Origin of the sequence: Gaetbulibacter sp. PBL-D1 (assembly GCF_050509525.1) — a bacterium.
Classification (GTDB): domain Bacteria; phylum Bacteroidota; class Bacteroidia; order Flavobacteriales; family Flavobacteriaceae; genus Gaetbulibacter_B; species Gaetbulibacter_B jejuensis.
In genome coordinates this window covers 18,204-31,773 of the sequence record NZ_JBNWKB010000023.1, presented here as the reverse complement: position 1 = coordinate 31,773, position 13,570 = coordinate 18,204, and the positions used below count along the sequence as shown (strand labels likewise).

Sequence of the window (13,570 nt, the reverse complement as noted above, 5' to 3'; positions counted from 1 at the left end):
ATCTGGTCCTGAACCTTGAATCACAACTGTATAATCTTCAACTTCACCATAGGTAAACGACTCACATGCAGTTGGAACTCCATTATATTTCATAGACACACGCATTCTTGTTGCGTTTTCTACTGCATTTGTTGGAATAGTAAATGCTCCAGAAACTGGTGTTGTTTGTGTTGGTGATTGTGTCCACACTTGCTCTCCTGCATCATTAAAATCTCCATCTCTATTGTAATCTATCCATACCGAATATGCTTCGTTATAGGTTGTTCCTGTCCAAGTTGGTGTTACAGTAATTGTATATTGACTTCCTTTAGTTAAGGTAGTTGAAATACTTGTAAAATCTGAATAGAACTGAGCACCTGAGCTATTGTCAATTGTGTTTAGCTGTACTCTACTTATGTATTCATCATTTACATTTGAGCTTGCAGAGGAACAGTATGTAATCTGTACATCTTGAGTAGTAACATTAACTGTATTACTTTGCGAAGACATATTTCCAGCTGCATCTAACGCAGTAACATAAAACGCATACGTTGTACTAGGACTTAACCCTGTTACTTGATAGCTTGTTGAAGGCGTAGATGCTATTAAGCTTCCATCTTGATAAACATTATACGCAGTTACACCTACATTATCAGTTGAAGCATTCCAGCTTAAATCTGTTGATGTGTCTGTTGTATTTGATGCAGATAAACTTGTTGGTGCTGTTGGTGCCTGAGTATCTGGAGGACTTAAAGTAGTTACATTTGCTGTATTACTAGCACTAGATTGATTTCCTGCTAAATCAAAAGCAACCACACTAAACGTATAAGTTGTACTAGCCGTTAATCCTGTAACTTGGTAATTTGTAGCAGTAACTGTTGCTATTACACTTCCGTCTTGATAGACATCATAACCTGAAACACCTACATTATCAGTTGAAGCATTCCAACTTAAATTTGTTGTAGTTTGAGTTGTATTGGACGCTGTTAAACTTGTTGGTGCAGTTGGTGCTTGGGTATCTGGTTGTACTAACGTTGTTACATTAGCTGTATTACTTTGTGAAGAGGTGTTACTTGCAGCATCAAATGCAGCTACATTAAAACTATATGATGTTTCTGGTGATAAGCCTACAGCTTGATATGTAGTTCCTGAAACTGTTGCAATATTAACTCCGTCTTGGTATACATAATATCCAGCAACACCAACATTATCAGATGAAGCGCTCCAGCTTAAATCTGTTGTGGTTTGTGTTGTATTAGAAGCTACCAAATTTGTTGGAACTGTTGGTGCTTGTGTATCTGGTGGGTCTAAGGTAGTTACGTTAGCTGTGTTACTATTATTCGATTCATTTCCTTCAGCATCAAAAGCAACCACATAAAACGCATAAGTTGTACTAGCCGTTAATCCTGTAACTTGGTAATTTGTACCAGTAACTGTTGCTATTACACTTCCATCTTGATAGATATCATAACCTGTAACTCCAACATTATCGGTTGAAGCATTCCAGCTTAAATCTGTTGTAGTTTGAGTTGTATTTGAAGCAGTAAGACTAGTTGGTGCACTAGGAGCTTCAACATCTGGTCCTGAACCTTGAATCACAACTGTATAATCTTCAACTTCACCATAGGTAAACGACTCACATGCAGTTGGAACTCCATTATATTTCATAGACACACGCATTCTTGTTGCGTTTTCTACTGCATTTGTTGGAATAGTAAATGCTCCAGAAACTGGTGTTGTTTGTGTTGGTGATTGTGTCCACACTTGCTCTCCTGCATCATTAAAATCTCCATCTCTATTGTAATCTATCCATACCGAATATGCTTCGTTATAGGTTGTTCCTGTCCAAGTTGGTGTTACAGTAATTGTATATTGACTTCCTTTAGTTAAGGTAGTTGAAATACTTGTAAAATCTGAATAGAACTGAGCTCCTGAGCTATTATCAATAGTGTTTAGCTGTACCCTACTTATGTATTCATCATTTACATTTGAACTTGTAGATGAACAGTAGTTTAATTGCACATCAGTAGTTGTGAAATTAATAATACTACTATAAGACGATGTAGCGTTATCAGGACAGACACTTCTTAGTCTTGCATCATACTGCGTTAATGTAGCTAAACCAGATAAGTTAGTAGATACTCCATTTACGGATAAGGTTGTCCATGTTGGCGCTCCAGTTTCCCTATACTGAACATCGTAAGACGCTCCAGGAACTGCATCCCAGCTTAATGTCGCTGAGTTAGAGCCTATATTAGATGCTGATAACCCAGTTGGAACTGTTGCATTACAAACCACTTGTCCTGCAATTGTAAAATTGCTGTTTGAGATATCAAAAAATATATTATTTGAACCTCTAACCATAACTCTGTTTTGATTTCCTTGGTTATTAGGAACTATAATATCATGTGAACCATCGTTTGGAACACCAGATGCTAACGAAATTGGATAAGTATCTCCGCCATCAGTAGATAAGAAAATATCAACATTAGCAGCATTAACTCCGTTTCCGGTTGTACCTGCAACATCCCAAGTTACGGTTTGAGTTGTACCTGCGTTCCATGTAACATTTGTATTTGGTGAGTTAACCACAAATGGTCCTGCGTTACTGTTTACAGAAACAACCATGTCGTCACTATTATTTGTTCCTCCTCCTATTTGATTATCTCTAACGGTCAATCTAAAATTTAAAGTTCTTGCTACATTAGGTACTGCTTCCCATTGCCACGATGTATTACCTGTTTTTATGGTAGATAATCTTGGAAAGTATCTTTTATTGTCAGTTGTTGGGTTATATGATCTAAACGCAACTCCACTAGTTGCATTAACACTTGGATAAGTTGTAGATGCATTGTTTTCATCATATTGTTCCCAGCAATAGGTTAGTACATCTCCAGAATCAGCATCGGTTGCTGAACCTTCTAATACAAATGGAGTTCCTCTTGGAATAGTATAATTAGCTCCCGCATTTACAACCGGAACAGCATTACCTGTATTTGTATTTGTTTGGCAACTTGTAGATTTAATATAGTCTGTTACCTGCTCAATTGAAACTGCATGGAAATAAGGGTCACTATTTGATTGTACGTCTGTTGCACCTGTAATTCCTGCATAACCCATAATTGTTGAACCACTTCCTGGTTCCATTTGTGCATTTGTGCCTTCATTTCCATTGAAAGTCCAAGTGTGATTTGCTCCAAACTGATGCCCAATTTCATGAGCAACATAATCAATGTCAAAAGGATCTCCTTCAGGATCAGTTCGCGATGTAAATGCACTACCTTTTTGACCATTTACACAAACACAACCTATACATCCTGCGTTTCCATTATTAGAAGCTCTTGCAAATAAATGACCTATATCATAATTAGATTCTCCTATTACACTAGTAAGGGTAGACTGTAACTGACTGTTATAACTTCCATTACTATATGGATCAGTATTAGCGTTTGTATAGATTACGTCGTCATTATTGCCAATTAAAACCATATTAACATTAAAGTCGTTTTCAAAAACACCGTTAACCCTAGTCATAGTTGCGTTTATCGCTGCCAATGCTGAGGCTTTTGTACCTCCATGATATTGTGTGTATTCTCCAGTAGCAGAAACCGCAAGTCTATACGTTCGTAGTATACCATCATCGGCATTTCTCATAGCCATTTGAGGGTTTTGACCATTTAAACTAGAATTCATTTGTGCTGTAACTTCACATTCAAAATCATCTGAAAAATCAATTTTATCTGCTCTTTTATAAACCGTATAATATGATAAATCGTCAGTTATAGCTTCAATAAATGTTGCATATTTATCAGCAGCTAACCGCATAGATTGAAAGCCTAAATGAGAAACACTAAATCGTATTGTTAAAGAAGGGTCCTCAACACCTTTTCCTATATAAGATTTAATGTTAGGATATTTTGCAGCTAACTCTGGACTAAAGACAGGAGCTTCAAATATTTTAAAGCGTTCGAGTTGTCCTTCAGAATTAGGAAAAGATAAAACAACACTTGATGAATTTAATGAAGAAGACCTTAATGGTGCTCTTTTAAGCGCATGTTTTAAACTTTCAATGTCTAAAACATAGCTATTTGCTCTAGGCAAATTTGCTTTTGAAGGTTTGATCTTTTCACTATTATTAAGTGATTGTTTTTGCCATAAAGATTTGTTTTGAGCCATAGCAATGCTCATACTCATTGTAAAAATGAGCAAAAGTAATTTTACTTTCATCATTTAGGGATTTAAGGGTTATTGACAGAATTTTTGTTAATTATTTATTAAAAGTAACATTTAAATTCAAAAATTTAACTGTTTTGTTGATAACTTCGCAATAAAAGTTGATTTTTACGGTTTTTCCGTAATGCATCACAAGAAATGTCTTACATATTTCAATATGCAATCTTAAACCTCAAAATTTCATCTTAAAATTTGATTACATTTACACATGTCCAAATCAAAATTACTTTCGGTTAACGACTTGTCTATCTCATTTTCTTCAAATTCAGGAGAAAAAGACATTATCAAACACATTTCGTATACGCTTTATGAAAATGAAATTTTAGGAATTGTTGGAGAGTCTGGTTCTGGAAAATCAGTATCTTCTCTAGCTATTTTAGGGCTTTTGCCTAATAAAATATCAAAAATAACTTCTGGTGAAATTGTATTTAACAACCTTGATTTAACACAATTAAAATCAAAAGCTTTTGAACATATTAGAGGCAATGATATTGCAATGATTTTTCAAGAACCAATGAGTTCGTTAAACCCTTCTATGACTTGTGGCAAGCAGGTTTCTGAAATTATTTTAAAACATACCTCACTTTCAAAAACTGAAGCTAAAGCAGAAACTTTATCTCTTTTTGAAAAAGTAAAACTGCCATTACCTGAACGTGTGTTTAGCGCATATCCTCATGAAATTTCTGGCGGACAAAAGCAACGTGTAATGATAGCCATGGCTATTGCATGTAAACCCAAAATACTTATAGCTGACGAACCTACAACAGCTCTAGACGTTACTGTTCAAAAAGAAATTATTAAACTCTTAAAAGAGCTTCAAAAAAACGAAGGCATGAGCATTATTTTTATTTCTCATGATCTCGCTTTGGTCTCAGAAATTTCGAACAGAATTGTTGTTATGTACAAGGGTGAAATTGTTGAGCAAGGTGATGTTAATACAGTCTTTAAAACACCTGAACACATTTACACAAAAGCATTAATAAATTCAAAACCTTCATTGGATGTTAGACTGAAAACCCTACCAACCATTAGCGATTTTATTAATAAAACTACTGATTATACAGTTGTATCTACTGAAGAAAGACAAATAACTCATAAGACTATTTATTCAAAACCTCCATTGCTTGAAATAGTTAATTTGGAAAAAGAGTATTTCTCAAAATCTGGATGGTTTTCTAAGCCTACAGTTTTTAAAGCGGTTAATAATGTAAGTTTTAAATTGTACAGTGGAGAAACTTTGGGGCTTGTTGGAGAATCTGGTTGCGGTAAGTCAACATTAGCAAATGCCATTTTATTATTAGACAAAGCATCAGCTGGTAAAATCCTATACAATGGAGTTGACATTAATACCTTATCAAAATCTAAAATCAGAGCTCTTAGAAAAGACATCCAAATTATTTTTCAAGACCCTTATGCTTCGTTAAATCCTAGACTACCTATTGGTAAAGCCATAATGGAACCTATGAAAGTGCATCGTATAGGAACTTCAAATAATGAAAGGAAAGAGAAAGTAATGGACTTGCTAGAAAGGGTTGGTTTAGATAATGATTCTTTTTACAAGTATCCACATGAGTTTTCTGGTGGGCAACGTCAACGAGTAGGTATTGCAAGAGCTATAGCATTACAACCAAAGTTAATTATCTGTGACGAATCGGTTTCGGCTTTAGATATTTCGGTTCAAGCACAAGTATTGAATCTTTTAAACGAGTTGAAAGAAAACTTCAACTTTACATATATTTTTATTTCGCACGACTTATCTGTAGTGAAATATATGTCAGACCAATTAGTGGTTATGAATAAGGGTGAAATTGAAGAAATGAATGATGCTGATGAAATTTACAACTCTCCTCAGAAAGAGTACACAAAAAAATTAATTCATGCCATCCCAAAAGGGTTATAGCATGAATATTTTTTTGGTTAACGCTAAGATGCTTCTCATTAATCTTAACGTGCTTTGAAAGGTTGAAAAAATCTTGCTTTCAAAAAAAGTAGGTCTTGGTAGATTTGGGGCTACATTTTTCATAAGTAGAAATTTATGATAGATTTGGGGAAAATCATAAATTAAGTTTATGACAGATTTGGTTAATTATTTAGTTTCGATTTGGTTTTGCTAATATGAAATAAACTTTTGAATAAATCGGCTTAAATACATAAAAAATCGATAAAAAGCATTAATTTTTAACATTTAAGCGATTGTCTGAAGATTTTTCTTACAAATATAAATTGTAAAAAAATAAAGCCACTTAAAAAAGTGGCTCAATTTATTATAGTTTATATTGAATTTTAAACGTCCATTTCAGGAATATCTCCTTCAACAATTAAACGACCTTCGGTTGCATTTTTAATAGCTTCAACCGAAACACCTGGAGCTCTTTCTAAAAGTTTAAAACCGTCATCAGTTACTTCTAAAACAGCCATATTGGTCACAATCTTTTTTACGCAGCCCACTCCTGTTAGTGGTAATGAACATTTTTTTAGAAGTTTGGATTCACCTGATTTATTAGTATGCATCATTGCTACAATAATATTTTCGGCACTTGCAACAAGATCCATTGCGCCTCCCATACCTTTTACCATACGTCCAGGAATTTTCCAATTGGCTATATCTCCATTCTCAGCAACTTCCATAGCACCAAGTATTGTTAAATGAACGTGCTTACCTCTAATCATTGAAAAACTAGTAGCAGAGTCAAAAAAACTAGCTCCTGGTAGTGTGGTGATAGTTTGCTTTCCAGCGTTTATAATATCAGCATCTTCATCGCCTTCAAAAGGAAAAGGTCCCATACCTAAAACACCATTTTCACTTTGAAATTCAACCTCAATATCATCTCTTACATAATTGGCAACCAAAGTTGGTATTCCAATACCAAGGTTAACATAGTAACCATCTTGCACTTCTTTTGCTATGCGTTTTGCAATTCCGTTTTTATCTAACATAATTAATCTCTTTGTCTTACTGTGCGTTGCTCAATTCGTTTTTCATAGTCTTTTCCTTGGAAAATGCGCTGTACAAAAATTCCAGGGATATGTATTTGGTTTGGATCCAATTCTCCAATAGGTACCAGCTCTTCAACCTCAGCCACAGTTATTTTGGCTGCACCACACATTACTGGGTTAAAGTTTCTTGCTGTACCTTTAAAAATTAAGTTACCAGCCTCATCACCTTTCCAAGCTTTTACAAAAGCAAAATCGGCTTCAAAAGCTTGTTCTAATACATACATTTTTCCATTAAACTCTCTTGTTTCTTTGCCTTCTGCAACTTCAGTTCCATAACCAGCAGGTGTGTAAAATGCAGGAAAACCAGATTGAGCAGCTCTACAGCGTTCAGCTAAAGTACCTTGAGGAATAAGCTCAACTTCGAGTTCTCCAGTTAGCATTTGGCGTTCAAACTCATCATTTTCTCCTACATAAGAAGACACCATTTTTTTTATTTGATGTTTTTGAAGTAATAATCCCAATCCAAAATCGTCAACACCTGCATTGTTAGAAATACAAGTCACACCTTTTACATTGCGTTTAACCAGTTCAGAAATACTGTTTTCAGGAATACCACAAAGCCCAAAACCACCAAGCATAAATGTCATATTATCAGAAACACCTTTGAGTGCTTCTGTGACATCTGCAACTTTTTTATTTATCATTTTTAAGAATATTTTCTACCGAAAAATACAAAATAAAAAAGCCATTCTAAAATGAATGGCTTTTGATTTTTAAAAGTTTATGACTCCATCTAAATCCTCATCAATGGACTGACTTGCACCTTCATCGGGTTGATAATTTGCACAATCAACTTGTATGGATAATTCATTAGGTTTTTCAAAATTACCTTTAGAAATTCCTAGCTCAGGGTTTTCATAACAACTCTTCATATACAATCCCCAAATTGGTAATGCCATAGACGCTCCTTGACCATAGGTAATAGTTCTAAAGTGAGCTGCTCTATCTTCGGCTCCAACCCAAACACCTGTTACTAAATTTGGAACCATTCCCATAAACCAACCATCACTTTGGTTTTGTGTAGTTCCTGTTTTTCCAGCAATTGGGTTATCAAATCCGTAAGGATAACCTGTGATTATTTCTTTATATACTTGAGTATTTCCTGCCCAAGTATGTCTTAATCTAGTACCCGAACCACCTTGGGTAACTCCTTCCATAAGATTAACGGTTACATAGGCTACTTCTTCACTTAAAACGTCTTTAGACTCTGGAGTAAACTGAAATAATACTGTTCCATTTTTATCTTCTATTCTGGTCACCAAAACAGGCTTGTTATAAACTCCTTTATTTGCAAAGGTTGAATATGCTGCAACCATTTCGTAAACACTTAAATCTGGTGTTCCTAATGCAATTGCAGGTACTGGTAAAATTTCTTCTTCAACTCCTAAGTTTTTTGCCATATCAATAACTGGTTGCGGACCAACTTTATCCATTAGTCTTGCAGTAATAGTGTTTGTAGAATTGGCTAAAGCGTTCTTTAATGTTTTAAAACCTCCATATTTTCCATCAGAATTTTTAGCAGTCCAAGGCTCTGGATTTCCATACTTGTTAGCTTCTATTGTAATTTGGGTATTTGGAAGCGTGTCACAAGGTGAAAGGTGCAATTGGTCAATTGCTGTGGCATATACAAAAGGCTTAAACGTTGAACCTACTTGACGCTTTCCTTGTTTTACATGATCATACTGAAAGTGTTTATAATTGACTCCTCCAACCCATGCTTTTACATGTCCTGTTTGAGGATCCATAGACATCATACCTGTATGCAAAAATGATTTGTAGTAACGCATAGAGTCTATTGGTTTCATGATGGTGTCAATTTCTCCTTTCCATGAAAACACTTCCATTTGTGTAGGTTTATCAAAAGACTCGATAATTTCTTTATCAGATTTTTTCAAATCATACTTCATGTGTCTCCATCGTTCAGACTGACGCATACTGCGTTTCATTAAAGCATCAATTTCATCCAAGTCCAACTCTAAAAAAGGAGCTGTTGGGTTTCTATCTGGTGTGTTTTGATGGTCAAATTCAGCTTGCAGCCTTGGCATGTGCTTTTGCACAGCGTCTTCGGCATACTGTTGCATTCTAGAATCTATTGTGGTATAGATTTTTAATCCGTCGTTGTATAAACTCCATTTTTCACCATCTGGTTTTGGATTATCTTTAATCCACTGCTTCATAAAATCCCTTAAATATTCTCTAAAGTAAGTCGCTATTCCTGCATTGTGGGTTTCTGGAGTATAATCTAAATCTAATTCTGTTTTTTGTAATGAGTCCTTTACTGTTTCATCAATAAACTCATATTTATTCATTTGAGCTAAGACTACATTACGTCTATTTTTAACTCCAACAGGATTTCGCCTAGGATTGTACAATGATGAGTTTTTGAACATTCCTACCAACATTGCAGATTCTTTAAGGTTTAAGTCTTGTGGCTCTTTTCCAAAATAAATTCTTGATGCACTTCTTATACCATCAGCATTATTACCAAAATCATAAATATTGAAGTATTGAGCGATGATTTCTTCTTTAGTATATTGACGTTCTAATCTTGTAGCAATTATCCATTCTTTAGCTTTTTGTAATACACGCTCTATAATGTTTTTTGAACCTTCTCCATGAAATAACTGCTTCGCTAATTGCTGCGAAATTGTACTTGCTCCTCCTCCACTTCCAAGTTTTATTGCTGCTCTTAATGTTCCTCTAGCATCAATTCCTGAATGGTCATAAAAACGCGCATCTTCGGTTGCAATTAAAGCATCAACCAAGTTTTTTGGTAGCTCGCTATAATCAACAGGTGTACGGTTGTCGTCAAAATAGAATTTACCTAGGGTTTTTCCGTCAGAAGAAATAATTTCGGTTGCTAAATTTGTTTTAGGGTTTTCTAAAACCGTATGATCTGGCATTTCACCAAAAACGCCCCAAGATGCTAATAGAAATATTAAACCTATTGAAAGGATTCCTCCTAAAAATACGATCCAAAACCAACGTATATACTTTGAGAAATCGTTCGTTTCTTGTTTTTTTGAAGCTGCTTTTTTAGCCATAATCAATTAGTATTTGAATGTTCTATTCTAAATCCTACTTCAGTAATTCCCTCTAGATTTTCAACTCCATCAACTTTACCGTTTTCTCTCATTGCTTGCTGAATTTTAACCGTATATTCTCCTACTTCATTAAATACAAATGGTTTTTCATAACCTTTATACCAAAGTTTATTTTCTTTAACATCGGTAAATCCTTTTCCTAAAAAAGTGCCATCTGGAGCAGTCATATCATACTCTAGAGTATCTTTTTGAACCTTACCGTTTGGGTAGTTCATTTCAACAATAAGAAATAAATTACTGTACTTATAACTATTGTTGTTTCTTAAATTGAGAAATAGATTATAAGTATTGGTTGAATCTGGAGGTGTTACATTAAACGAAACTACTGAGTCTTTATTCCATTGGTTAGGTACGGTTTGGTACTCATCAAAAACAAGGTTAGAATCGCATGAGTAACAAAGGATACTCATTATAAGTGCAATACAACTATTTTTTAGCATTATTTCGAGACTTGTTATTTCGTTTTTGTTTCCCTCTATTATTTCTACGTTTCTTTTTACGTTTTGGACTATCAAAGCGTGTTAAACTATCTTGACCAACAACGTTTTCAAAAGCAACTTTAGTATCTTCAAGTAGTTCAACTGCGTATTCTTCAAGGCTTGCAACCTTTTGCTTTTTCTTATTTTTTTCTATGATTTCATTAGCTTGGTCAGTAGTAAGCTTATGCCAATTCATCCATTCGCCTTCATAAGCATACCACATATGGCCTTTAAAAATATCCGTTTTTTGGCAAACTGCTGTTCCTTTTTCTGTATGAAGTTTAATTTCAGTTTTAGGAAATTGCTTTAGCGCTTCTAGATAAGCGTCTAATTCATAGTTTAAGCAGCATTTTAACTTTCCGCATTGTCCTGCTAATTTTAATGGATTAAGCGATAACTGTTGGTAACGTGCTGCTGAAGTACTTACAGACCTAAAATCTGTCAACCAAGTTGAGCAGCATAATTCTCTACCACAAGAGCCAATACCACCAAGTCTTGCAGCTTCTTGACGAAAACCTACTTGCTTCATCTCAATACGTGTTCTAAACTCTTTAGCAAATACTTTTATAAGTTCTCTAAAGTCCACACGCTCTTCAGCAGTATAATAAAACGTAGCTTTACTAGCATCTCCTTGATATTCGATATCAGAGATTTTCATTTTTAGCTTTAAGTCAATCGCAAACTGTCTTGCTTTAACTTTCATAGCTTCTTCTTTATCTCTTGCAGAAGACCAAACATCAATATCTTTTTGGTTGGCTTTACGGTAAATTTTTAAGACTTCTTCTTCGTCATTAATGTCAACCTTTTTTCGCTTCATTTGAATTCTTACCAATTCTCCTGTAAGCGTTACCATACCTATATCATGTCCTGACTTAGCTTGAGTAGCAACTACGTCTCCAATGCTTAATGTTAAGTTCTCAGTGTTTTTATAATATTGCTTTCTTCCATTTTTAAACCTAACCTCAACACCAATAAAAGGTTCTTCTCCATTAGGTAAAGACATGTTTGCCAACCAATCAAAAACAGTTAGTTTATTGCAGCTATCTGTTCCGCATGTTCCATTATTCTTACATCCTTTTGGTTGACCATCTTTACCAGTTGAGCAACTGTTACAAGCCATAAAATTTTATATAAAATTCAGTAAACCAATTGGTTTCTGAATGCTGATTAATATTTATTTTCAAATGTAAAGATAAGATTATTTATTGAGTATAATAAATCAATTGATTGTTTAGAAAATCTTATTTAATTAAAGTTCAAAACACTATTTATCAGTATATTAGATAAAAATTAAATTTTATTAAAAAAGAATGCTAACATTTTTGATTTTTCTCGATACTATAGTACAAACTCTAAAAACCATTACTATGCATTTTAAAACTTTACTCTTTGCTTTTTTATTTTGTCTTGCTAACGTAATTAACGCTCAAACCGTTAATAATCCAGTTGGAGGAGAATATGTGTTTAATACTAATAATCTTCCCTGTTTAACTGATGTTGAAAGAGATAATATTAAATCAATGCTTCACAATAGTGTTGAAGAATTACGTCGTGAAAACAAATTAATGTTTCTAGGAAATAATCGTGCTGGCACACATCCACTTTTTATCTGGCCTGTTCAAAAAGCTACTGGAGCGAGTTATAACGATGTTTGGGGAATTTCAAATTATGTAGATCAAAACCCTTCTTATCCAGATCAACTTACTGACTATAATTGTGGCACAAAAACTTACGACTTAAGCAGTGGTTACAACCATCAAGGAATAGATATTTTTACATGGCCTTTTGGTTGGAAGATGATGGATTTTGATGAAGCCGAAATTGTTGCTGCTGCACCAGGTCAAATCATAGCTAAAGGCGATGGAGAATATGATAGAAACTGTGGACTTAATAACAATCCGTGGAATGCAGTATATGTACAGCATGTTGATGGAAGCGTTGCGTGGTATGGCCACATGAAAAATGGATCATTAACAACTAAAAATGTTGGGGAAATGGTAGTTGAAGGAGAATTTTTAGGAATTGTTGGTAGCTCTGGCAGTTCTACTGGACCTCATTTACATTTTGAAGTGTATACCGACAATACTTACACTCAACTAGTCGACCCATATCAAGGAGCATGTAATAGTCTTAATGGAGATACTTGGTGGCAGTCGCAAAAACCTTATAACAACCCAAGAGTAAACGCTTTAATGACTCACACATCTCCTCCTATTTTTCCTGCTTGTCCAACTCAAGAAATCACTAACGAAAACGACGACTTTGACACTGAAGACACAGTATATTTTGCACTTTACCTTAGAGATCAAGAAGCAGGAACAAATGTAAATTTAAAAATCATAAAACCTGATGACTCCATTTTGTACAATTGGGATTTCAATTTAACCGATAGTTATGTTGCTTCTTATTGGTATTGGTATTATTCTGGTATTTACGATATGAATGGTGCTTGGAAATGGGAAGCAACTTATAACGGAGAAACCGTTACACACACTTTTAACATATCTGGTGTTTTAAATGTTGAAGAAGAAACCTTTGCTTCTACTTCTGTTTATCCAAATCCTTTCAACGATGTGATTATAATTAAATCAGGCTCAAAAATTATTAATGCTGATATTGTTGATGTATTAGGAAAGAACATAATGTCTATTGATTCTATTTCTGAAGGAATAACAAGTATTGATTTATCTCAATTGTCTAACGGAATGTATTTTTTGATTATGAAAAACGATCTTTCAGAAACAAAAACTATAAAACTGATAAAAAAGTAAAATTTGG

8 protein-coding genes are annotated in these 13,570 nt (G+C 34.3%); 2 read left to right on the top strand and 6 right to left on the bottom strand.

Features of this window, described 5'->3' with window-relative positions; genetic code table 11:
* The coding region (locus tag ACQ0RB_RS14905; RefSeq protein WP_430499435.1) for a reprolysin-like metallopeptidase at positions 1-4,209 on the bottom strand (4,209 nt) is incomplete at its 3' end.
* A gap of 211 nt (positions 4,210-4,420) precedes the next feature.
* On the opposite strand from ACQ0RB_RS14905, the gene ACQ0RB_RS14900 reads away from it, so the two are divergent.
* Entirely contained in the window at positions 4,421-6,112 is a 1,692-nt protein-coding gene (locus tag ACQ0RB_RS14900) for an ABC transporter ATP-binding protein (RefSeq protein ID WP_430499433.1), read from the top strand.
* 383 nt (positions 6,113-6,495) lie between these two features.
* Here the strand turns inward: ACQ0RB_RS14900 and ACQ0RB_RS14895 are convergent, their stop codons facing one another.
* From ACQ0RB_RS14895 to ACQ0RB_RS14875, 5 genes are all read right to left on the bottom strand, one after another.
* Positions 6,496-7,149 carry a 3-oxoacid CoA-transferase subunit B gene (locus ACQ0RB_RS14895; RefSeq protein ID WP_430499431.1) on the bottom strand — a complete coding sequence of 218 codons (654 nt, stop codon included), beginning with the start codon at positions 7,147-7,149 and terminating at the stop codon, positions 6,496-6,498.
* Between the two features lie 2 nt (positions 7,150-7,151).
* The gene (locus tag ACQ0RB_RS14890; RefSeq protein ID WP_134198385.1) at positions 7,152-7,853 is read right to left on the bottom strand and encodes a CoA transferase subunit A; all 702 of its coding nucleotides are present in this window, start codon (positions 7,851-7,853) and stop codon (positions 7,152-7,154) included.
* A 69-nt stretch (positions 7,854-7,922) separates the two neighbouring features.
* Positions 7,923-10,253 (bottom strand): penicillin-binding protein 1A, encoded by a 2,331-nt coding sequence (locus tag ACQ0RB_RS14885; RefSeq protein WP_430499429.1) that lies wholly within the window; start codon positions 10,251-10,253, stop codon positions 7,923-7,925.
* A 2-nt stretch (positions 10,254-10,255) separates the two neighbouring features.
* Positions 10,256-10,753, bottom strand: a complete 498-nt coding sequence (locus ACQ0RB_RS14880; protein ID WP_430499427.1) for a gliding motility lipoprotein GldH — start codon at positions 10,751-10,753, stop codon at positions 10,256-10,258.
* On the bottom strand, positions 10,740-11,912 hold the full coding sequence (locus ACQ0RB_RS14875) for a PSP1 domain-containing protein (RefSeq protein ID WP_262732401.1): 1,173 nt from the start codon (positions 11,910-11,912) through the stop codon (positions 10,740-10,742). The genes ACQ0RB_RS14880 and ACQ0RB_RS14875 overlap by 14 nt, the downstream gene beginning before the upstream one ends.
* Positions 11,913-12,159: 247 nt before the next feature.
* Between ACQ0RB_RS14875 and ACQ0RB_RS14870 the strand changes: the two genes are divergently transcribed.
* The gene (locus tag ACQ0RB_RS14870; protein WP_262732402.1) at positions 12,160-13,563 is read left to right on the top strand and encodes a peptidoglycan DD-metalloendopeptidase family protein; all 1,404 of its coding nucleotides are present in this window, start codon (positions 12,160-12,162) and stop codon (positions 13,561-13,563) included.
* The last annotated feature ends 7 nt before the right edge of the window (positions 13,564-13,570 follow it).